A 22,181-nucleotide genomic window follows, 5' to 3' on the forward strand; every position below is an offset into this window, starting at 1 on the left:
CGACATGAAACAGATTTATTTTATTTAGATGAAATAAAAAATATATTCAAACACCCCCCCCCCCCCCCCCCCCGCCCCCCCCGCGGCGCCCCCCCCCCCCCCCCCCCCCCCCCCCCCCCCCGCGCTCTTGCCCGTGCACCTCTCGATACACTGACCAGCATGTTTCAATTCGCCCTTACGCCTCGCTTTTGGCAGCAGGGCGATATGTTGCGTCGCAGTCGTCGTCCTGCTCTTTCGGCTGGAGCACTGCATCCCATCTCGGTGGTGCTTTTCGATGGCTCGGCAGTGTTTAGAGTGAATGTCGAGTCTTGCACATTGGACGAGCTGACATTCCCGTCAGAAGAGCGCTCGAATTGGGTAGGCAGATGCCGATTTCTTCTACCACGAGCCGACGGTGCGTTTATGGCACTTATCGCCGACATGGGGCGACCAAAGGTAGCCTATAAGAACGGCGAATCGCTCATCTTGCGCGACGCTGGTGCGATGCTGCAGACACTTGCGCTCGCGGCAGAGTATTTTGGTCTCGGTTTCAGTCCGCTCGGCATTCTTGGAAACGAGGTCGTCGACGCGTTGCCGAAGCATGAGCAACTGCTTGCAGTTGGGGGGGCGGTGGTCGGGCTACCGCTTCAAAGCGATTGACATGCATGCTGCCGTTTCAATGCACGCTGACTGGGCCGCTTGAAAATAGGTCGAGCTGTTCGCCCGTCGTACGTTCCTTTCTCAAGATGACGGATAGCTGGCGCATGTGGTCCCACATAAGGCCATCCAGCGTCGCTGCTGAAACCTCTATTGCTCGGGCAAACTTGATGAAGCTAGCTTCGAGCTGTCGGTAGTGCGTTTCAGGCCGCCAGTCCTCTGGGAACAATCCGAGATGCCGACCAACGCGCAAGATATGGATATCAAGAATGGCGACTTCGCTTGTTGGTCGCATGTTGCGAACAATCCACGAGGCTGTTTTGAGGCCGATGCCTGGCAACTGATTGAGCCGGTCCCTAAACGCAATATCGTCCTCGGGTGGGGTGAAGTCGCTCAATTGCTGAAGGCAACCGCTCAGGTATTTCGACTTCTGGCGCGCAAACCGATACTTGCGCGTAGTTGCACCTAGGGCGAATGGCTCGCCGAGGGCCTCCTCAAGCTCGGTGGCCGTCACGCCAGGTCGCAATAGGTTTTTCTCCCGAACGCGAGCGTAAGCTGCCAAAGCTAGCTCTGCGGGCATTCCCCATCCACCAAGCAAGCACGCTGCAACCTCTTCAATCAAGGAGCGGCCGAGTCGGAAGTCACAAAAAGTGCCAGATTCCGTGTGCTGCCATGCCTGGCCGCGCCAGTATGCCGGGGTCATCAACTCGTCGAACGCACCCCACGGAATCCCAGGCAGTACCTCTTGGGTAATGGGTGGAAGGGTCAGTTCGCGGAGCTCTCCCGCGATGTGGGCGTACATGGTCTGCATCGGGTATGGTGCTCGTCTAACGATTGTGGCGCGCGCGGATGGGTCAATCAGCGAGGCGTCGCATGATACATCAGTCCAGCCGATGGTTCGCGGGAGAAAGCAGCGAACTGCACTGGATTATAGTCACAGCCCGGAAGACAGCTTCGCGACCGTCCCATGGCCGCCACCTATCCTTGAAATCGTTCGAGCAGTACGATGCTTGAACGATTTCGGTCTAGATTATCGGTACGTAGCAGACGGCGAGGGTCCTATTGAGGGTCAACAGTCATGAAAACAGCTTCGAATTAGAAGCAGCTATCCGTTGAAGATGTTGGCGTGATGGCGCAAACGGCTTGTTGGCGCTACTGCACCCGTGTTGCTGTTGCCTGCAGCAAAGCACAGTACAGGGGCGAGGGGATGATGCGCTATCCCTTGGGCCATGCAGTTCTTAACGGTTGCGACCGAGCACCTGAATGCATTAGGATTCTCAAATCTTCCGTAACTTCTTCTGTAGAGGTTGGTCCTGAGTACTCGGCTTGTAGGGCGTGTCAGGAAATGGCCACTGGATTAGCGATTGAAATTGGCACTCGTACTCAGGTTTTTTGAAGTAGTCACTTGCCATGAACGCTGCCAGTGAGGTAGACACCGCGAGCCAGACCGCCGCAGCATATTTCGACCCTCCTTCAAGCACGTCGAGCCTGCCTTTGTCGCTGGTGACCTCATAATCCTTTCGCAGTATCCAGAAGGACTCGAAGTAAAACCAAATTGGTGGGCCGATGACCCATCCAGCCGTGACATAGGCAAGCAAAATTGGGAAGCGGCAAGGGGCGACCCAAAGCGCCGATACTGCAGTGAAAACGAGGTACGTTCCGGCAATCGTTATTGCGGTACGTTGAACGAGCCTCGTGTACCACGGCAAATACGCGCTCAACGGAATCACCGCCTGTTCCCGTACCACCTTTCTTTTCCTGAACTGAGTCACTCTGTCTCCATGAAAGAGAGGGGGTGGCGAAGCGAGACACCTTTGGCAGATGGCGTGGGACCTGACATGTATGCTTTTACCCAAGCCGGCTCATTTGGTCGGAGAGGACAGTCAACTTGGTGGAAGTAGCTCTCGCGTGCCCCCTCTCCCGGCTTTAGCAAAAATCGAAGGCGGTCAAGGTCGATTGCAAACGCTATCGACCTAATCGCAATCAGCCTTCGGAGTGCCCCCAGCTTTGATAATTGTGCTCTGCTGGGCTAAGCAATCAGCCTGCGACTTAAGAATTTGGTCTGACACACCCGCTTGGTCTGCGCCGAGCGTGTAGAGTCCAGTCGAGTAAGTAATGCCGGAGTTAAGTGCAGTGTTCCGAGCAGCAATCGCTGTATCCTTGTTGGAGATGGCCGTTGAGTAAGCGGTACCAGCGCTTCCAATCGATGAAATTCCCGATGCGACGTTGGAGTTGTTTCTAAATGCGAGCAGATTAAGTGAGCCGTTTGACGCGACGGATATCTGCAATGTCCCATCTTGGCCAATCTTGTTGTGCAGAGGCATACGTATTTTCTTGCCGAATTGAGGTAAGGCGATGCTCGTTTCCTGAACTATCGCCTGTTCCAGAAACGGTCGGTCCGCTACCACCTGATAGGGTTTCTGTATTGACGTTGGCATTACGTAGTTATTATCTGTCTTATCCCGACGAGGGACAATACGGATGCCCGTGTGGTCTACATCGTAGCCGCAAACGTCAACACAGACTTTCAAGGACCCATACGCTGGCGAGCGAACTACAAGACCTTCGAATCGCGTGGTGCCATCGGGCATCGCTTCGCCTGGACCAACGCCGGCGGTCGATGTGGCGTCGGATGCGGCATCTCCCACCGACCATCGTCTTAGTCGAAGCTCAAACGCGATTTGTGTCCCAATCAGATGGGGCCGGGCCTCGTTGATAGAGACCCATCCTTTACCCACATATTTCGCTTGAGCGAGTGCGCCGACTTCTGCTATTCGTCCTGCCATATCAACGACATCCACCTGCTCCCGATATATCAGGTCGTCGTTATCGTTATCTAAAGTGTTCGGGACGAACTGGTCGCGACGCAGCTTCGGTTCGATAATAAATGTTGCGGATATCGCTTTCGTTGCCTGCACCAAAGAGTTTGCCGCTGCTGTAATTCCTGCGTCTGCAGGCTGGCTTGCTGCGCTTACGCCTGACGCCGGAGTATCGGTTTTCTTCGAATCCTTAAGTGCCTTTGCTTGGGTTTGCACGTCGAGCCAGCTCTTGAATGCGTCATCTGTACATGCGGTGTCGTTTAGTGGTTCTTTGACCCGCTTCGGCGCGGCATTACGGGGCTCGCCCTTCTTGCCAGACGATTCCTTCTTCGCGTTTCTAAGATACTCCGCAAGCTCTGGACTCAAGGTTTTATTTTGTTCGATGGACAGCTGAACGTAATTGTTTTGTTTTTTAGATTTCGCTGCTTGTACAACCGGCACCGAAACGCCGCCAGTGAATACAGCACCTGCTATTTGTGCAGCAGACTGCAACGTTGCCCCCGCAATTTGCAACGTCTGGTCCGAAGCTTCGGTGTTGACCGACTGCAGGATGTCGTTGTCGTCTGTGTTCAAGGTGAAGTCAGTTGATTTCCAGAATTTCTGCAGTTCCGAATAGTCAACAAAATATCTTTCTTGAGGGTCGGCCTGTACCACCAGAGCCGGTATCGCGCTCACGCTGACCTTCAACGAGTTGTGGCCTACCCGAGGCACATTTCCGCAACCGGTGAGGGTCACGGTGACTGCTATTTGCACCCGCGCTGTGGGTAGAGCATAAGGAAATGCAGACACCGGTAACGAGGCAGTCGGTGTATCTGGATTTATTTTGTATACCCGCAACTGAGTGCAGGCTCCGAGGAGGAGACCTGCTGTCACTGCAAAGACACAGATTCGCGCATTTGACGGCATACCTTCCTCTTACCAAGATTGGGGTGAGGTGTTGCAAGCGACGATTTGGTGCGGGGTTCAAATCGGAGGATGCAATAACAAGTGATGGCATACCTGCGCGTGGCATAGTGATAATAGAAAACAAGGGAGATTGCGCAAGACGGATGCGTACGGTGACGCACATATTCATGTTAGCGTCCATCGAACACCGACCGTGCAGACGGCCGTTCTTGACGTTGACAGTTGGAAGCCGAACCGCTCTGCGGCTCGGGGGCTCAGCGTAATTGAACGCGTCCAAGCTCTTGGCGTTCTCCGCAATGCGAACGATGGTCGGATAACGTTCAAGTGGGATGTCGAACCTGCGGCATTCCAAACTTGCGGTATCAACGAGATGTCGGTGACCGAAGCTGTCGAGACGCCGCGAACGTCTATTGAGTTGATAGAAGATATAAGTATTTGAGAGAGGCTTTATGGCATATGCCGACGCAATTCGACCAATTCGAAAACAGAATGCGCAAGTTTGCTTACGCAAGTGTCTTACGCCAGCTCTCCTCGCATATCCATGAAGCGCAGAAGCAAGATTCTGCTCGAGTGCAGGCGCCGTGGGTGGCCGAACGGCTGGTCCTCTGGGTGCTTCGAGATGAGGTTCTTGCGTATGGCGACAAGCCAATGCAAGCAACTGACTTGAACAAGGTCCTAAACATGGCTTGGAGCGGAATGGATTCGGAGTTTCAGTGGTTCTCGCCGGATAATCCTTTGCGTTTGTCACTCCGAGCTATGTTGCTCGCGCAGCTCCCGCATCAAAGAGGGCAGGAAATTGGGCCGTTCGGAAGGCAAATCGACCTCCTCAACCAGCTCGACAAATATTCCCGTTTGTATCAACTCCTTGAGAGTACGTTGCAGATGCCGCCGAAAGACTACCTAGCGATGGCGGGGTTGTTTCGCGTGAATGCCGGACAAGATATTTCTCGCGTGTTCAGCGCGAAGTATCGAGGCGAGCTCGTGCGCATCTTCGGCCAGGAGACGGTGACGCGTTTTTTTCAGACGCTGCTGGTGCCGCGAGAGGCCACCGCGATGCAGATGAGCGAACCGCACCCGGATGAGTGGTTCCAACCCAATCTTCTTTACCGCTCGCCGTTCACCACCTACAACGGACAGTGGTTCTTCTGGGGACGTTGCGGCCTTGACCGACATCTGGAATTCGCGTTGAGTGATATCGTCGGTGCAAGCGCCGATGCGCAGGCGCGACGAACGTTCGAAGATATGTTCGAAGTCTACGTTGGAAGTTCCCTAGCGAGTACCCGTGCCGAGGTGCTAGATGAAAATGCGGTGAGGCGGCGTTTTAACGTCGAAGGTGGTTGCTGCGATTATGCAATCGTTGAAGATAACGCGATAACGCTTCTCGAGGTAAAGAACAAGGCACTCGCGCATACTTTCCCGGCCTCTGCGTCTGTGCGCACCTACAAATCGAAGCTCAAATCCACAATCGTCAAAGCTGCCGAACAGCTGAGGAATACCGGGCGCTTTGTTGAGAAAAGCTTGCTCTTCGCGTCAATCCACAGGGTAACGGTCACGTACGGCGACTTGTACGTAGCTGAAGCGGACCATCTGTTTGACGAGCGGTCCCATGAGCGCAAGGCAGAACATCCGGTCTATATTTTGAGTGTGGACCACTTAGACAAGCTTGCTGAGGCGGTCCGGTTGGGGCAATGCACTTTCGCTTCCTTCTTCGCAGATTACTCTGCGAGGCAGCAAGACCCTGTCAGCCGCCTCTTCACTCCTGCGCAACTTCTCGAATTGGAGCCGTACCAACTGCAACAGCAGCCGGCGCGCCTCGTGGAAACCTACATGCCGTTCTGTGATGAACTGACGGAGCGCTTTTCGGGGCGGGCGGAGACCTGCTAGTCCATTTGCCCTTGCGCCCTGTCCCAAGGCGTGGAGCCGGTAGACATCGGGAGCCGTACCAAAATTCAAGTGCAGCTTCGGAGATGGGTAACAGTTGTTGGCAGGCTCAGGGCAAGATTGCGGTACTCAACTGTCGCAATTTTGCCTTCATAAAACGTCTTTAATCGATGTTATTTCGCACGAAGGGCGATTTGGCACGGCTCCGTAAATTCGGCGTAAAGCAGGGCGTTGAGTGGTGTTCCTGCAACCACGCAGCGGTCCGCAAACGCTTGTACCTTCGAGACGGACCATTCCTCTCCATGACGAAAGAGCCGTTGGTCACCATTCGGAGCAGTGGCAGGCTTGCCGTGCAGTAGTCCGTTTCGCTCCACGACCACAGCAGCAAACTCTTGAGCAAACGGCACTACCTTCGCTTTGAGGTGAACATTATCGATTCTTTCGAAGAAGCCGACGAGGTCGCCAGCAATTGTCCCTGCAGTTTTCTTTTTTTGCTCGATGGTGTTGATGTAGCCAGGGTCGAGCCGCTCACAGCACCAGACAGCGTCCCATTCGAGACGTGCAAATGCAACGGCGGCCAGGCCAATGGCGTGGAAGTATTCACCGTCTTGGGGGACCAACGTTCTTTCGTCGCTCATAGCGTGAGTTTCATTGAAGGGCGCTAACTCTACTCAGGCGAGACGGTAACAGATTTTGTCCCGGTCGCACCTACTAAAAGTGGCACTTAGACTTGGGATTTGGGTGACGCCATCGAATCAAGTTGTTAGCTCTTCCTCGACGCCATTGCTTTGGTTACCTCATGACGCGAGGCCCAGCGTGTCATCCTTCTAAACTCACCTTGAGTTACTGGCCTGTCGTTCGCGTACACGGCCTTACAGTAAAGGTACAACTGAGGATTGGTGTTACACAAGGCCTCAAGTTGTTCGCGCCCGTGTGCATCCAGCGGCCGATACCAGCGTGGACTAAGAGAAGGTACGAGAAATCGACTGACAAGGCCGACGCAGCCGCCCACTATCAAGGAGAAAGCAAGATACTCAAGAATTGAAGGCGGGCGAGCACCCCGCGCAGTGGACTGAATCGCTACGAGCAAAATAACAGCCACGATGACTACGAGCGCCGAACGATGAGAAAGGTGGTGGGTTCGTTGCTCCCACTTGGCCAACTCGTCGGAATTCAAGCATCGCATCCGGAATGTCTCTTCAGTCCGGCTCATCTTATTTTCTAGTTGGTCTGGCGACGACTCGGCGTAGATAACTCTTAATTCACATATATGCGGCTAAGACGGCATCGAGACTATCTTACTGCGAGTTGGGACCGTTGATGTCGCTATCTACCACGCGGACAATTTCCATGGCCGAGACCTAAGCCGACTCCCTCAACACCATGCGGTGAGGCAATATCTCCGACGTTGTTGATTCGCCTTTGATTCGTTGGAGCAGCAACGAGAATGCCCGTTGTCCCAACGAGTACATGGGTTGCGCGAGGGTCGTGATAGATGGCTCAAACATTTCGGCAACAGGCACATCGTCGAATCCGACCACCGCGACGTCGTGTGGGACCTTCAGGCCCGCGCGAAATGATGCCTTCATCACTCCAATCGCCAAAGTATCCGACACAGCAAAGATGGCTGTTGGGCGCGGCTCGAGCGCGAGCAGGCGTCGAGCGGCAAGTTCACCGAGCGGGTAGTCAACGCCGCCGACCGATTGAATATAGTCAGCGCGAGCGTCCACGCCAGCCTCTTTGAGCGCATCCTCGTATCCTGCCCGGCGTTGCTGAGCGTATATGAATCGCTCATCGCTGTTCACGAAGCCAATGTTTCTGTGGCCGCGAGAAAGAAGATAGAGCACCGCGTCTTTCGCGGCTTGACGATGGTCGATGCTGACGTAGGGGATATCCGCGTCGGGAAGAAACTCCGAGCATGCGACCCATGGGAAGCTGACAATCCCATCTGCCGCCAGCCGGCGAATAGTGACCGGGTCCAGGCAAACGACACCATCAGCGAGTTGTTGCTGAAGCAACTCCACATATGCGCGTTTTCGAGCACCTTCGGTACGCGTCTCTGACAGCAGCACATGATACCCATGCTCGCGCGCTACCGATTCGATGCCTCGGACAATCTCTCCGTAATAGGGATTTGAGAAGTCGGGGACCAAGACCAAAATCTGCCGCCTGCTAGACGTCCTCAGGCTTCTCGCAGACTCGCTGACTCGGTAGCCGAGCGCTGCGATGGATTTTTCGACTTTCGATTTTGTTTCTGGCCGTACAAGGTCGACGCCATTGAGCACGCGCGACACAGTGGCCGTCGAAACTCCTGCGTGGCGAGCGACATCTTCGATGGAGGCGGGCACGATTGTAAGGAAATGTATGACTGTGACAAGTCTATCGTTTTTCTTTCATGACGTACGGCCGCCTCTGCCGACATCGAGATTTATGCGGAACTGGTGTCTACTTCGATGATGTACGACAATGCAAACGAATACATTTTCGTACACCTATCGCAGGTTGGACGCGGACGCGTAAACGTTCTGGCCCGCATTGTTCACAACCGCGTGTCGGTCCTGTCGCGCCTGCTTGTACGAGGACGCAAACGACGTTCATTCCTTCTTTCCCATGCTCGAGCGCGATTCAACATTCACATTTGTTTTATTCGGTGGCACCGGCGACTTAGCTATGCGCAAGATATTGCCGGCGCTGTTTGAGGCGCATTGCGCTGGTCTTCTGAACGAGCACGGCACTATTGTTGGCGTGGCGCGCCACGTTGATGACTTGAACGGCTATCTTGAGTGGGTCGAGGAGAGCGTCAAGCCGCATATTGGAAAAGAGCGACCGGACGAAGAGGCATGGAAGTCTTTCCTTGCCCGCCTCGACTATGTAAGGCTGGACGTGAACAACGCAGCTGACTTCGGTCGTCTTCGAGATTGCGTCTCGAGTTATGCGAACGAGTGTTGCCGCAGTTCGCATTGACCAAGTGCATTGCCAGGTTAATTGCAGCCAGACCCCCGGGGCATGTAATGAATCCGCCATCGACCACGACAGGCTTGTCCGTGACCGGCGATATCTTCGGGAAATGACTCTGCATCGTCTGCGCGAGGGAAAAATGGACCGCGCATTGCTTTCCGTCCAGATAGCCGAGCTCGGCGAGGACAAATTGACCGGTACACAGTCCGACGACCGGGACCTGTGACTCAACGCAGAATGTGCGATGGTGCGAAAGGAGCGCGCCAGAAAGACGGCTGACCGACTGTTGGCACCGGGTGGGTTGCGATTTCATGGGCGGACGGAGACTAGCTTCGCAGTGCACACCCAAGCCGGTGTCACGCATGTGTGATTCGGACCGTGTGCAAAATCGAGCCTTTTTCGTGAACGTTCACGTGATTTCGCGTGATTCCTTCGCGCTATCATCTGAAGACTCGAAAAAGAATGGAGCAGGGCTTTGACCAGAGCGAAAAAGAAATCGTCTTCGCACAAAAAACTCCAGCCGATGACAGGTGAACAGCGCATCGGCGAACAGCGAACAGGCGAACAGCGGATGGCCGCCGCAGTGACGCTCGTCAGCGTCAAAGAACTGATTGCCGAGTCAGACCGGCTCTCCGACGAACGCGACTGGCAAGGGCTGCTGAGCCTCTCTGCTATGCCCCTGTCTGCTTTTCCCGCGCATGAACAGCAGGCGGCGAGGGTGCATCTGTTGCATTGCCGCGCGGGCGGAATGGTCCATCCTGATGCTGCACGCGACCCCAACCGAGACTTCGACCCGGCCGCGTTGCTCGCGACTTACGAGGAACTGCGTTCGCTTGACCCACGCTTTCACGAGACCGTTGCGTTCTACCATTATCTGGCGATGGACCGATACACCATCGTCGGAGCCAATCGCTCGCTTCTCGCGCTGTTGTCCGTGTTCCCGGTGTCGCCAAGGGTGGGGCTCCTGCGAGAAATGCGGCGAGCAGTCGAGTGGTTGACGATACGCTCAGACGAAGATTGGGAGGAGGACCGGACGCAGGAAGACGAGGAAATCCTGGCTGCGCTTCCTGACCTTTCGGCTATTTTCATGGACGCTTGTGATGCTGTCGTTGCCAATGAGAATCGGTTTGACGATGTTGACGTTGCGTTGCAGGCAAAAATATTCAAGCTGGATTGGCTGGCCAGAACTGTGAGCCCCGACGAAGCTGAGTGGCTCGCCGACCAGATACGGTCGCTTCCGGAGCCAGCACCGCGGCAGGGTGAGACGCGCTTCCAGCCGCGACAGGGCTGGGGCAATTGCCCGACGCCGCGAGCTTGGGCTTTTTTGATTGCAACTGCGGGAACGACCGCCGGCGGTTGGGCGAAACTGGACGCACGATATCCTGAGGACCTAGGCAATCTTCTCTGCAATGGAATCAGGCAACTGGTCCGAGCGATGGTGGCTGAGCCCGACCAAGCGGAGCGTTACTTCGTCAGGGGTGTGGAACTCTTGTCGCAAGTCCATATGGAAGAACGTGAAGATTGCTTCGGGCAGTTTCTGCTGGTTCAGCAGGAAAGCGGGGTCGACGACATGGATTGCGGGTTGCATCTTCCGTCTCGCGCAGACCTCGTGCGTCGACTTGCTGAGCATGCGGCTCGAGGGTTTCCGTTCGTCGACGAGCTCTTCGCGTTACGCGAGGCACTGGAAGCAAGCCGGGCTTACGACACGATTCAGCTGTCGAGCGACACTCCAGCCCTTGCCCGGGTCGACTGGCTGGCGGAGCGGTCGCTTTCGTTCACGACCATGATGGCCGACGTGGCGCCAAGTGCGGCGGAAAGATTGTTCTTCGCTGTGCAGTCGCTTCGCCGGTACGTTGAGGGCAACCAGTCCGCTTTCGAATCGGTTCATGACTACTCGTCCGGACTGGACGAGCCGGTCGATGCGGCGATGACGGCGCGCCTTGGAGCCGAAGTTCTTGCACTTAGCGGAGTCGAGGCCGAGATGGGCCTGACCCATCTTAAGGTGTGGCTTTCTCTTGTGGGGCCAGTTTTCGACTTGCTGCATCGTTGTCATGAGGGGCCGGTGGCAGATTCTCTGCTCTATCGCTGTGCGCTTGTGTGTCGGGACGCGTTGGCCGATGCCCGACCGATGCTGGTATCGCACCTGGACGAGCTTGCTGGCAACTGGAAGTCGGCTTTAGGACAAAACCTGCTCTACATCGAACGGGAAACAGTAGCGCAGGCGCATGAGGAGTCTCGCGGGCTCATCGACCGGGCGCCGTCGGCGGACATACTCCGGGAGTTGGAGCAGGCAGTGCTGGACCACCGGACTGTTTTAGGGGACAAGAATTTCGCGGCCGCTTTGCTGCGTCAAATTGTTGAGCGCCTGGGTGTTTTCGACCGGAACGACCAGTTTGCGCGTACGGCTGTGAACCGGTGGCCTGCTCTGAAGCCGCAAGCGCGAAAAATCCTTTCCGTGCTTTGCACCATCAAGAACTACAGCGGCTTTGACGAGCTGGGTTCCTATGCGGGGATGACGGGGGAGTGGGCCGAGCACCACTATCGCCGCCTCGTCAGCGAAGGAATGGTGTTCGAGACGAAAACCGGTTGGCAGGTGAACCGGCACATTGCTCCGCTCATCGCGCAGGAGTCGCGGCACGCGCTTGTCGGCAGGATTATCCATGCCGGCGGCAGCTCCTCTGCGGTCAAGCAGTTGTTCAACAGCGACCGGGAGCACACGATTTATCAGGCGCTCCTGCAGCTGTGCCCAAACCACCTCGTGTTTCCAAACTGTTCCTTGCAGAGCGTGTTCAGCTTCGACCGCATGAAGGAACTCGTCACGAGCGAGGACTTCTCGTACTACCTGATGGCAAGTGTGGATGTCGTCGTGGTGTCCAGCACGACCTACCTGCCGTTGCTCGCCATCGAGGTCGACAGCGTTTATCACGACACGGAGAAGCAACTCGTGCGGGATGACAAGAAGGACCGTATTTTTCAGGCGGGCGGGCTGCCTCTGCTCAGACTGCGCCCGGCCGGAAATCCGTCGCCCGAGGTGATTCGTGGGCAGGTGGCGGAGCACCTCGATGAGCTGCTCAATCAAGTCCGTCAGGATTTGCCGGGACATGAGCAGGCGGTTTCGCTGATTCGCTCGTTGACCCTGACCCAGCGGCCGGGAAACCATTTTCATGAGGACAAAGGCGGATAAGCGCTGGCAAAGACGGCCGGCAGCTTGACGGAAGTAGTTGGCCGCTACTGCGACGGCTATTTGTCGCGCAAAAGGCGCTGGACGCGGGCCCGCGAGCTTTCTCGGCTGGAGTTACTGGGCAACCTGGCAGCGAGTCTGAACCGAGGAGGCACTCCAGGTTGACGAAGTAGAGCCCACCACGTCTTCATTGCATCTCGGATTTCCTTTTCGGTGAGGCCGGGTTCAGTTGAGCATGCAAGTAGGTCCTGCAATCCGCCGACCTTCAGAGGAACCTTCGGTTCAGGGCTCTTAGGGAACGCTTTCGGATACCTGCGTTGAAGTTGCCGATTGTGAGCACGACTGCGTCGACCGGAGCGTTCTGGCTCGTATCTGCGCGGCGTACAGACTTCCTGCTTTTTCCTTTGGTCGGCTGTGGCAGTGCCCTGTCCGCGAATCGCGCAGCCCAAGAAATTCAAGTGACTGTGGCGTAGTGGATGTTTAAAATCATCTGACGAGAACAAGACTCAAAAATGCGGGGGAAGGGCCGTGGAGCAGACCAGATTGTTGGCGATTCTCGACGAGATTCGCCCGAAGCGCGCATTGCTGACGTCATTCACCTTCGGACCGGGGTGGTTCGAGGGGTTTTGTTTCCCTGTGCTCCGCCTTGGCGGCTGCGAAAGCATCGATGTTCTGGTCGATTCGCGGCACTCTGCGCGCTCGACCGCAGAGTCTTCGAGTCAGTACGCCGGAAACGCGTATCGCGTCATCCCGGTCTTCATGAAGTCCGGTGGGTTTTTTCATCCGAAGCTGGCCTATCTCGAGCGCGACACCGCTGGCGGTGAGTCGAAGGGCGATGTGCTGGTTGTCGGCAGTGGGAACCTCACATTCGCCGGGCAAGGCAGCAATCTGGAAGTCCTGGATGCAGTGAACTCGAACGAGCATCCCTTCGTTTTCCAGCAACTCGGGCGGTTTTTCCGAGAGTTTGCAGGCAGAGAGGGGCTGGCGATGGAGACCCGGCGGGTGCTGGCACAGTACGCGAGTCGAGCCGAAGCTGCGGCCGCCGCGGCGCCGCCCGAAGCGCTTGAAAATGCACGGGTCTGGCTGGTTCACACCTTGGATTCGACAGCCGCAGACCAGTTTGCAGCCCGGTGCGCGGATATCGTACCGGTCAACCAGCTGACCGTGCTCTCGCCGTATCACGACCCCGAAGGGCTGTCGGTCACGCTCCTCAAGGAAGAATTGCAGGCAGAGTCGCTGCGTATCGGCATGAGCGCATCGAAGTGCATCGCACCTTTTGACGCCGACCGGCAGAGCCTCCCGGAAGGAACGGTTTTCGTCGTCCCGCAGAATCGCGAAAGCCGGTTCGCACACGCGAAGATTTTCGTAGCGGTGTCCGGTAAAGGCTGTGTCGTCATGACAGGCTCGGTCAACGCGACGGAGCAAAGCCTTTACAGCAAAGGCAACGTCGAGGTCGGGCTTATCCGCAGGCTTGAGGTCAGCCCGTTCGAGTGGACAGAAGAGGAGCCTAAGGGCTTTGAGCCGTGCCGCTTCGAGGCGGCTGAGATGGCGCCGCGAGTTCCGGCGCTCGACGCGCAGTTACAACCGGATGGCACAGTACGAGGCACGGTCTCACCAGTGCCGCCCGCTGCAGTCGCGCGATTGCAAATCTCCTGTGCGGCGCGGCATGAGGTGGACGAATCGGTGTCGGTCGACGGAGAAGGGGCTTTCGTTCTCAGGAACGTGCATCTGAACGCTGACTGGACCGGTGCGCGCATGGTGGAGCTTACTGCCGGCGATTTCATCGCCCGCGGGTGGCTCAATGTCGAGGCGGAGTTGAGGCTTACGCCGCGTGAGAAGGACTACTCGCGCGCTGCAGCTCGTGTCTCAGCAGGCCGCGCCACGGCGTCCGACTTGTGGGCAATCTACGACGTGCTCAAACAGGGGTTGAAGCGGGCGCCGGTACCGCGTAAAGCCGAAGCGAACGACAGCACTGAGGGCAAGCCGCCTGCTGACAAGGCGGTCGCTAATGTTCCGTACAAGTCATGGAACACAGATGACTTCGGCGACCTCGGCGCGTCTAACCCGCTCGAAATGCAGTGCCTGACGGCCGCCTTCCGGCACTTGAACGGTGATGTTGTTTTCCCGAAGAAGAAAAGCGACGGGAACCTCGAGCTTCTTATGAACAAGGGTGACGAGTTCGACCAGCCCGGACTGGATAACGACAACGAGCCGGAGGACGACCGGGACGCTGGCAACACAGCAAACGGCGGCGCCAGTGATGCCGATAAGGAGAGCGCAGAGGCAGCGATGCTGCAGGCGCTGCCCGACGGGCTGGCTCGAGACGCCACTCACCCGTTGCTTGCAGGCGTTGTTCAGCTCTCCGCCAGTGAAGCGCTGAAACGGGCGTTCGGCCGTCGCGACAGCTTCAAGCTGACCGAGAATCAATATTTCGTCGGGAACGACCTCGCCTTCGGACTGAATAGCTGGCTTGCGCGATTTAGCGTGTTCGCATACAGCGAATCTAACCGTCGTAACCTGCTGCCGGCGTTTTGTGCGATGGCGTGCTGCGCTGTCTGGCTTGCCTCCGACGAAGGAAAGGAGGCTGTGCGCGGGCGGGCCAAGGAGGCGGTCCGGACGCTGGCTAAAGAGCTGCCCGACGCCGAGGCGTGGCACCTCAAAGTTGAGCGAGCGTTCACCACGCACCCGTTTGTTCGCATTGCGCAGTTGCCGGCGGAGGAACGGGAGGCCATTCTGTCTGCAGCGCCGTCCATTTTGGGCGCAATCGCTCCGACCGAGTCGCTGGAATCCCTCATTGCGGCGGTCTTTGTTGGAGGCGCGATGCCCCTACTGCCGGAGGCCTATGCTCCTGTCATCAAGGCGCTGGCAAAGTACAAGTCGAAGACTCCAAGCAAATATGACCACCGTCGTTTCGGCGTGGTAGCTGCAGCGGACATCGGATTTCGATGCCCTGCCTGCAACGAACCGTTTGAAGGGGCGATTGAGCTCTCTGCTCTTCGGGCTTCTCGGGCCGCGGTTCATGTTCGCTGCAACAAGGCCGTGTTCTTGGGTCTCAGCATCGTCGGGCTAAAGGCGGTCCTTCCGTGTGATGTCAAATTTGGGGTGACGCAATGATAAACGGCCCCGTTTTTTCAGCTCGCGTCGCATCTGCACTCGCGTTGGACTCTCTGGGCACGCAAGCTGTCAACATGGCTTTGTACCGTTCGGTCTTTCCGGGCATCAACAACACGGCACAGTACATTCGCGTCTACAGCGCACTCGCGTGGATGGTTGCGCGTATCGACGCAGTCGCAGTGGAGCGTGGTGCAACGGCGGCAGAGGCAAAAGAAATCGCGACCCGCGGCATGCAGAAGATGGAGCTTCTGCTTTCGTGGGCTAACGTGTTGCACGGCGTGCGAGGTATGCCGGGGCGGTTCAGGGAGTGGCCAAAAGACGACGAGGAAGACAAAGAGGTCAAGCTTCGCTTTGACACTATAGTCAACTACGAGCAGCGGGAGCTTGTCGGCAAGCCGGGCGTCACATTTGATGCGGGGCCTCATTTCCTGACAGCGCCTGAGTATCGCCCCAGCGCGGTTGCTGGGCTAGGGTTCCTCGTAGCGAATCCTGATAACGCGTCCACGTGGGCGCTTCTGCCGGCTGGCGCTGCGCTAGCGAAAGCATTCCAGGCCATGCTCGACAAGTCGGGACACCCTCTTGGTGCATGGCTCGCCGACCCAACCGATGTCGTGACCACGCGCACCAAGGTACGCTCGCTCTGGGACCCTGTACTCAACGTTCGAGAAGCGACTGAAGGGGAGCGCGAAGCGTTTCTCGCCCAGTACTTCCCGCCGCCCGGGCACACTCCGCTGAACGCACCTCGCTGGAAGCATCGACATGACGGCATCTTGCTCGCGCTTCGGGCAATTGACGCTTCCGAGAAAGAGTTCGTTGAAGCTGACGGATTCGTGCCCGTGGACGTTGTCCGTCACGTAATGGGCAGCCAGCGCACTCCGGCGGGCGGCATCCTCGGCATTGACGACCTACGAGAAAGCTCTGGATACTGGGCGTCGTTGCAGTCTCGCCAGTACATCAAACTCGCGCTGGAAACGTTCCTGCGGTTGGCCGAGTTTGAGATTCACGATGCGGTGCTCACGGATAGCTCGCGAGACATCAGGGAAATCGCCGCAGCCATCGGCGCACGCGCGGCCCGTCAGCTACGAGGCGTAGATGCATCAGTGGGTGACACGGTAGACCGGCTCACGTCCCTGCGGCTCCCTGATGAGCCGCTGCTGTATCGCAGCGGAATGCAGGTGGCCCCGCTCAGCTTAGCCGTGCGCATCGAGCAGCTCTATAAGGCGGCATGGTCCGTCAAGGCAAGACCGGGCGAGCGAAACGACGATGCTCGCACGCGTGCTCAGGCGGCCAGCGCCCTTGCTTACGAGGCGTTGGTCTATTGCGCGATGGACGTTGAGCATTGGGCGGATGTACCGGAATTCAAGGCATCGCTCGATGGGGACCGGCTCAGTCCGGCTTTGCTATCCAATCTGGTTGAGGAGTTCTGTGATGCTCCGGTCGTAGACCTCGTTGCCCACGTGGTCGAAACGTACGTCATCAATCTGCATTTTCGCGTCGTGAGAGAGCGCTCCGAGTGGGACCGCAATCCCCGCGACCGCTTTCGTATCGTGATGGGCGACGACGGACTCGAGCGAGACCTGCATCATCAGCGCGAACTGGCCAGCGTCGACATTCTTGCCGACCGCTTGCAGCGTGCGTTGAACCTGCTCGCACGTGCAGGCATTTTGGAGCAACAAGGCTCGCCTGGAGAGGAGGACCAATTCAAGCTGACGGACGTCGGTCGCGAGCGATTGCAGACCTCGACGCTCGAAATGCAGACGAGCTGAGCTTTAAGCCCCGACCGCTCCGCACTGTCGGGGCAGGCAACGTCTTAGAAACTGTGAGCCAACGCGACAAGAAGTGTGGTTCTGTGACGGAATGCGACATTTCGCGGCATTAGTGCAGGTTTGTGCAATGCTATGCGACACGTTCTTCAGGAACTCGACCGCACAGTCCCCGGTATGGCGGAACACATTGAGCGACCTACCGCGACAACTCTGTGACCAAGTTTCCAAGTGCTGCTGCATCTCGACCGCTTCCTGTGCCGATGTCCAATATGTCGGTTCGAGGGTTTGGCAGCAGGTGACCGGTGCCTTTGTGCAGTCCGGAAAAAGTACATGCTTTCCTCGTGCTCATTGTGCTGAGCGGCGTTGATGCCGTATCCCCTTGTACCCTCTACATCTCCGTCCATTTCTATCGACCATGCGCCGCCGAGAAAGCTATTGCGCTCGTCGACTCGTTTGAGATTGGATGTCTGGATGTCGGTTTCGCTTTACCCGAGCTTTGCGTGGCGCTTCGAGCAGATTTGCTCGATTTGCTCTGCGCTCGGAAAACTCGCCGACCTTGAGAGCAGTCAGGTCTACACGAAGGGCGCCAGGGACAGTGTAGGTCCAGTATTTACCGCCGCGACACAACTGTCGCTGGTGCGTTGCGTGGTCTTACGGTCGGTGATGATGGTCGCTCGAGGGCGGAGGCCGGAATGATACGAGGAAACCGTCCACCAAATTTTGTAGAGTTCGGCTTGACTTCTATGACTCGCCTGCCGACTATACGAAAGTACTTTCGGGCCGTGGAATGGTCAGTAGTCGCTGTCACGCGCTTTTCGTCAAAAGACAAATCCCAACTGAAATTGCCGTATCACCTGAGGTCGCGCATATGTCTTCTCAGCCTTCTCAGCAGATGGTCGAATTCTCGTTTATGACGCCCAGCGCGTCGGAGGCGGAGGCACTTCTCGCTGTTTTGAGAAGCATAAAGCAAGACGACATTTCGTTTGATGACATAGACTGCGCGTCCGAACTGTCCGCTGTAAAGGGCGACAAAATCGTTACTGCAGTCCTGCTCTTTTCCCTCAATGTTGCGAACGGAGTTATTGGGAACGCGATATACGATGCCCTCAAGGCAAGCCCGTCGGCGAAGTGTGTTGCGAATGACATTTCTCTCACGGCGAAAGATGTAGAGGACAAGGCGCAACTCGAAGCGAAGCTGAAGGCGGCTGCTCGCCCGTCTGTCCAATAGCGAAGCCGCTGTGCACGCGGTGGTCGAACACGCTGTTGACGAAATTATCGACGGACTGGACGCCGCCTGGGACGCGAATATCGCCAAGGGTGCAGTTTCAGCCGGCGAAGCGGGCTTGCGAGTTCGGCTCGCTCATTGCGGCGTTTCGCGAGCTGACCTTGCCGCCCTGTCGACAGCTTTTCTGGAAGAGCGAAGGGCTCAAGCAAAACGGGTTCTGGGGCCATCTCCCTACAACGACGCGGAAGTCCAGTTCCTGTTTTTGCCGATTCCCGGCAGCGTTGCCGCGGTCTATCCGTTGAGAGACAGTTTCGCTGTTGTGGTCAGCCTCGGACTCGTCGAAGCGCTCAGGCTGTGCAGTATCGCTGGCCGACTGCAGTCTGCTCTAGAGCGAATTGAACATTCAGCGAAGGTCGAGAGCGCCCTTGGCGAAGAGCGCTTCAGGTACGTCTGTCAACTCTTCAAGAGAATGTGCGCGTTCATCAATGCGAGCGCCGTGCTCTGCCACCTAGATGGTGGAAAAGTTCCGAATTTTGCATCTCGACTGGACGCGGCCACCAGGCATCGAGCCGATGTGCTCCTCGAGGCAGGCTTGATGTTTGTCCTCCTCCATGAGCTAGGGCACGTGCGCTATCGACGAGCGCTGCTTGAGCGCGGCGTTAATGCGGACGATGTTCAGTGGGAGTTCACAGTTCCAGAGAACCTTGACGAACGGAAGACCGAGGAGTTGTTTGCCGACAGATTCGCCCTCGACGCCGTCTCGCACAATTTCCGACTGACCTTGACTCACGCCTCGTGTCTGCTTCTTCAACTGTACACCTGCGTCGATACGCTCCAACACAGGAACAAACGAGAACATCCGCTATCAGTCAATCGGCTGCAGGCAATGCAAAGCTACGCCGGCGTGGCTCAAGGCTACGATGTTGGTCAAACTGCACTGAATGCTGCAATAAAGTTTGGCGAACGGCTCTGGAAAGACTCAGCCGCAGGTTCGGCGAAGACGGGCCTCGATGCTTTGAAGCGTTTCGTCGGAGCCCATTCTCAGTTCGACTGGCGCCCTATTAGCGATGCCCTGTTAATCTTGGACGCCCGTCAGGAGGGCGATGATGCTCGCGCCGGAAATCACGCCTGATGGCAACGCTCCCTCGATGGGAACGATGTTCGGAGGGTTGCTGAGCGACGTGGCACGGGCCACTCTCCGTAAGGCAGGCTATCCCACCATGGTCCCGTCATCCGAGAAGGATATCGACGACTATCTACGCGACGCGACCCGATTGTGGGTGACAAACGGAGACGGCAGTATTCCCGAGCCGACCGAGGTTCGTCGTGTCATGGAAGGGCACGAAGCTATGCTTTACGAAGTATGGAAGCTTGCATTACGCCACGACACGTCCCCTGAAGAGATGCCTTTGGTGGTCCAAGCTCCCCTGTTATGGAAAGCGAATCCCTTCGTGGTCCGCTCGAGCAAGCTTGAACAATCGGTCGTCGTAATGTCGGAGGGACTATGGAGCTTGATAGCCGCCGCAGTGTTCGGCGTGCTACTTTGGGCGGATGGCCCGAGCGAACTTGAAGATTTCGGTCGGAGCCTCGTGTCAAAGGCCGGAGTTTCGTGGGCCCTAAATCAGCCTGAGCTAGGTCCGAGCGGCACGGACATGGCTAGAGCGCTGGTCGCCGACCTTGAAATCAGCAATTTCGCGATTGGGATTGCCCACGCAGGCTTCACCTGGACGTTCTTGCATGAGATGGGTCATGTGATGCTCGGCCATCTTGCAGCCGCGGAACACGTGCGGGGTTCCGCGCTGGATGGCAGTGCTGAAATCATCTATTCAGAGTATGACCGCAACGACGAAGTCGAAGCGGATAAGTTTGGGTTTCAGCGATTCCTCAGCCTCATGCCGCTCGAGCTTGAGATACGCAAGATGATGCCCTTCGGTCCTCAGATTGACCACGCGCCTCTCATCATGATGGACCTGCTTGACCTCGCCATGCGCGTCGGTCGTCGCGACGACTTGCTCACATCCAAAACGCATCCACCACCACTGACGCGCCTCAAGATTCTTCGAGAGATTTTCGGGCCCCAACTGTCGCAAGAGGGACGCGACTTCTTTGCGTACTGGACCGAGCGTTCGAGCGCAATTCGGAAGTTGCTCCTTCCTAGCCTGTAGTGCTATCGACTAATTTGACCGTTCGGTCGTGCCGCGCTCGTGGTTTGTGCATCATTGGAAGACCGTCCTCAGTGGACGCGGACCTGTTTCCGGTCCGTACTGCTATTCGACCTCTGGCAACCTCGAAGCGGGGAGCACGAAATGACCATTTCACATGTACGTTCGGTCTTTTGGTTGCGAACGTTGGGCGGACTGACTCTCCTCGCGTCTCTCTGCAGTTGCACGAATTTTGCCGTAACGGACTGCACTGAGGACGGTGAAACAGTGCTCGGAAAGGACGTTGGCCGAATTCGCTCGTCTCGTGTCAGGATGATTTTTGAAGATAGCCATGCTGCAGCGGCTCGTTTCGCCGTAAGCAGCTATGTCCGCGCTTGCTTACGAGGAGTCAGACACATGTCCCGGTGCAAAGCCATTGAAACCCGATGATGAAGCTTCTACGAAAGAGCTAGACGCGTTGAAGTCGCTTCACGCGGTGCTGGAGGGGACCTCTTTCGGCGGCCCTTGGAGCCCAGTAGCTGAAATTGCCGTGCCGGGATATTGTCAAGACGACATCGGTTTTTCGTACCATGTATGGAAACATCAAGGCTCAGGCACTCTCGATGTCGTCATCGTCTTCCGAGGCACGGACAATGACAACACGAACGACTGGGTATACGGCAATCTGTATTGGTTCACGCACTGGTTTACCGAGCGGAATCAATATGAAGAGGCGGTACAGCAGACCCGGCGGGTGATAGCTTATTTTACGACCGGCCGGGGAATGCCGGCGGATGGAATCAAGGTGAGATTCTTCACGGCAGGTCACTCGCTAGGTGGAGGCTTGGCCCAGCATGTCCTCTACGCGCTGCCTGACGACATTATCCAAGCCTACGCTTTTGACCCCAGCCCGGTAACAGCACACGCGGATACGCCCTCGAATGGCACCTATGCGAAAGCGTGCTCATGCCTCTCGGTGATGCCGGAGGCGCGAATCTATAGGTTCTACGAGTCTTACGAGATACTCACGCACCTACGCTTCGTACATAGTAAGCGCGCAGAAATGGACGTCTGGAACTCTTTGATCTGAGCGTGCAGGCTATGTCCACTGTTTCGAATCAGTGGACACCTTTCATGACAGAAGAGCACTCAGGAACGACCGGGTTGAAGGTCGTCAACGTTGGTCGGGACGGCAAGCGCAGATATGACCGGCAAACGAAACAGAAGTTGGTGGAAGCGTGTCTTGAGCCGAGCGCTTCGGTCGCCGGACTCGCACTCAAGCATGGCGTCAACGCCAACTTGCTGCGCAAGTGGATCAAGCTGCATCAGCAGCGACTGGCTGGCACGTCCCTAAAGCCGACGCCGACTGGCACAGCTTTCGTTCCAGTAGTCGAAGTCGAAAGTCACGAAGCGGTGGTTGCGCCCGCATCCACGAAGGCACACCGCCACACCCCCGCAGCAAGGACGTCGTCGCCCCCTTCGGCGCGGTTGATGGTGCAGATGCCCAACGGCGTCACACTCCGGTTTGAATGCACCGACAATGATGCGCCGTTG

At 56.9% G+C, this 22,181-nt stretch carries 16 protein-coding genes and 2 pseudogenes; 11 read left to right on the forward strand and 7 right to left on the reverse strand.

What is annotated here, in order from left to right; all coding sequences use genetic code 11:
- Window positions 1–159: 159 nt before the first annotated feature.
- Window positions 160–639: a nitroreductase family protein gene (locus tag NCT03_RS32485; RefSeq protein ID WP_250495405.1), complete on the forward strand. Its 480-nt coding sequence runs from the start codon at window positions 160–162 to the stop codon at window positions 637–639.
- Window positions 640–655: 16 nt separating this feature from the next.
- Here NCT03_RS32485 and NCT03_RS32490 read toward each other — a convergent pair whose 3' ends face one another.
- From NCT03_RS32490 to NCT03_RS32500, 3 genes are all read right to left on the reverse strand, one after another.
- Entirely contained in the window at window positions 656–1,438 is a 783-nt protein-coding gene (locus NCT03_RS32490) for an 8-oxoguanine DNA glycosylase (protein WP_250495406.1), read from the reverse strand.
- Window positions 1,439–1,913: 475 nt separating this feature from the next.
- On the reverse strand, window positions 1,914–2,408 hold the full coding sequence (locus NCT03_RS32495; RefSeq protein WP_250495407.1) for a hypothetical protein: 495 nt from the start codon (window positions 2,406–2,408) through the stop codon (window positions 1,914–1,916).
- Window positions 2,409–2,609: 201 nt separating this feature from the next.
- A complete protein-coding gene (locus NCT03_RS32500) occupies window positions 2,610–4,190 on the reverse strand; it encodes a hypothetical protein (RefSeq protein ID WP_250495408.1) in 1,581 nt (526 codons plus the stop codon).
- Window positions 4,191–4,817: 627 nt separating this feature from the next.
- Here NCT03_RS32500 and NCT03_RS32505 point away from each other — a divergent pair.
- Entirely contained in the window at window positions 4,818–6,245 is a 1,428-nt protein-coding gene (locus NCT03_RS32505; protein WP_250495409.1) for a hypothetical protein, read from the forward strand.
- Between the two features lie 170 nt (window positions 6,246–6,415).
- Here the strand turns inward: NCT03_RS32505 and NCT03_RS32510 are convergent, their stop codons facing one another.
- Both NCT03_RS32510 and NCT03_RS32515 read right to left on the reverse strand, forming a co-directional pair.
- A complete protein-coding gene (locus NCT03_RS32510; RefSeq protein ID WP_250495410.1) occupies window positions 6,416–6,880 on the reverse strand; it encodes a hypothetical protein in 465 nt (154 codons plus the stop codon).
- A gap of 723 nt (window positions 6,881–7,603) precedes the next feature.
- A complete protein-coding gene (locus NCT03_RS32515; protein WP_350030206.1) occupies window positions 7,604–8,590 on the reverse strand; it encodes a LacI family DNA-binding transcriptional regulator in 987 nt (328 codons plus the stop codon).
- Between the two features lie 262 nt (window positions 8,591–8,852).
- Between NCT03_RS32515 and NCT03_RS32520 the strand changes: the two are divergent.
- Window positions 8,853–9,167, forward strand: a pseudogene (locus NCT03_RS32520) (glucose-6-phosphate dehydrogenase); the annotation flags it as partial.
- A gap of 94 nt (window positions 9,168–9,261) precedes the next feature.
- On the opposite strand, the pseudogene NCT03_RS32525 reads toward NCT03_RS32520, so the two are convergent.
- Window positions 9,262–9,564 (reverse strand): annotated as a pseudogene (locus NCT03_RS32525) (DJ-1/PfpI family protein); the annotation flags it as partial.
- A gap of 111 nt (window positions 9,565–9,675) precedes the next feature.
- On the opposite strand from NCT03_RS32525, the gene NCT03_RS32530 reads away from it, so the two are divergent.
- A complete protein-coding gene (locus NCT03_RS32530) occupies window positions 9,676–12,384 on the forward strand; it encodes a DUF2726 domain-containing protein (protein ID WP_250495412.1) in 2,709 nt (902 codons plus the stop codon).
- Window positions 12,385–12,440: 56 nt separating this feature from the next.
- On the opposite strand, the gene NCT03_RS34465 is transcribed toward NCT03_RS32530, so the two are convergent.
- Entirely contained in the window at window positions 12,441–12,884 is a 444-nt protein-coding gene (locus NCT03_RS34465; protein ID WP_502800454.1) for a ProQ/FINO family protein, read from the reverse strand.
- A 25-nt stretch (window positions 12,885–12,909) separates the two neighbouring features.
- Here NCT03_RS34465 and NCT03_RS32540 point away from each other — a divergent pair, with 25 nt between their 5' ends.
- The 7 genes from NCT03_RS32540 to tnpA form a co-directional block, all read left to right on the forward strand.
- Window positions 12,910–15,495 carry a phospholipase D-like domain-containing protein gene (locus NCT03_RS32540; RefSeq protein WP_250495413.1) on the forward strand — a complete coding sequence of 862 codons (2,586 nt, stop codon included), beginning with the start codon at window positions 12,910–12,912 and terminating at the stop codon, window positions 15,493–15,495.
- A 74-nt stretch (window positions 15,496–15,569) separates the two neighbouring features.
- Window positions 15,570–17,261 carry a hypothetical protein gene (locus NCT03_RS32545; protein WP_250495414.1) on the forward strand — a complete coding sequence of 564 codons (1,692 nt, stop codon included), beginning with the start codon at window positions 15,570–15,572 and terminating at the stop codon, window positions 17,259–17,261.
- 868 nt (window positions 17,262–18,129) lie between these two features.
- Window positions 18,130–18,489 carry a hypothetical protein gene (locus NCT03_RS32550; protein ID WP_250495415.1) on the forward strand — a complete coding sequence of 120 codons (360 nt, stop codon included), beginning with the start codon at window positions 18,130–18,132 and terminating at the stop codon, window positions 18,487–18,489.
- 10 nt (window positions 18,490–18,499) lie between these two features.
- Window positions 18,500–19,618, forward strand: a complete 1,119-nt coding sequence (locus NCT03_RS32555) for a phage exclusion protein Lit family protein (protein ID WP_250495416.1) — start codon at window positions 18,500–18,502, stop codon at window positions 19,616–19,618.
- Window positions 19,590–20,651: a M48 family metalloprotease gene (locus NCT03_RS32560; RefSeq protein ID WP_250495417.1), complete on the forward strand. Its 1,062-nt coding sequence runs from the start codon at window positions 19,590–19,592 to the stop codon at window positions 20,649–20,651. Before NCT03_RS32555 ends, NCT03_RS32560 begins: the two co-directional genes overlap by 29 nt.
- Before the next feature lie 412 nt (window positions 20,652–21,063).
- Complete coding sequence (locus tag NCT03_RS32565) at window positions 21,064–21,717, forward strand: Tle-like phospholipase domain-containing protein (RefSeq protein ID WP_250495418.1); 654 nt, start codon at window positions 21,064–21,066, stop codon at window positions 21,715–21,717.
- 44 nt (window positions 21,718–21,761) lie between these two features.
- On the forward strand, window positions 21,762–22,181 hold a 420-nt coding region (gene tnpA / locus NCT03_RS32570; RefSeq protein ID WP_250495419.1), incomplete at its 3' end, for an IS66-like element accessory protein TnpA.

The sequence above is a fragment of the Caballeronia sp. GAWG1-1 genome (assembly GCF_023631465.1).
In the GTDB taxonomy this organism is placed as follows: Bacteria; Pseudomonadota; Gammaproteobacteria; order Burkholderiales; family Burkholderiaceae; genus Caballeronia.

What these genes read in the sequence shown, in the direction of transcription:
- NCT03_RS32485 (WP_250495405.1), top strand. Translation starts at nt 160, where the DNA reads ATGTTTCAATTCGCCCTTACGCCTCGCTTTTGGCAGCAGGGCGATATG.
- NCT03_RS32490 (WP_250495406.1), bottom strand. Translation starts at nt 1,438, where the DNA reads ATGTACGCCCACATCGCGGGAGAGCTCCGCGAACTGACCCTTCCACCC.
- NCT03_RS32505 (WP_250495409.1), top strand. Translation starts at nt 4,818, where the DNA reads ATGCCGACGCAATTCGACCAATTCGAAAACAGAATGCGCAAGTTTGCT.
- NCT03_RS32510 (WP_250495410.1), bottom strand. Translation starts at nt 6,880, where the DNA reads ATGAGCGACGAAAGAACGTTGGTCCCCCAAGACGGTGAATACTTCCAC.
- NCT03_RS32545 (WP_250495414.1), top strand. Translation starts at nt 15,570, where the DNA reads ATGGCTTTGTACCGTTCGGTCTTTCCGGGCATCAACAACACGGCACAG.
- NCT03_RS32550 (WP_250495415.1), top strand. Translation starts at nt 18,130, where the DNA reads ATGTCTTCTCAGCCTTCTCAGCAGATGGTCGAATTCTCGTTTATGACG.
- NCT03_RS32560 (WP_250495417.1), top strand. Translation starts at nt 19,590, where the DNA reads ATGATGCTCGCGCCGGAAATCACGCCTGATGGCAACGCTCCCTCGATG.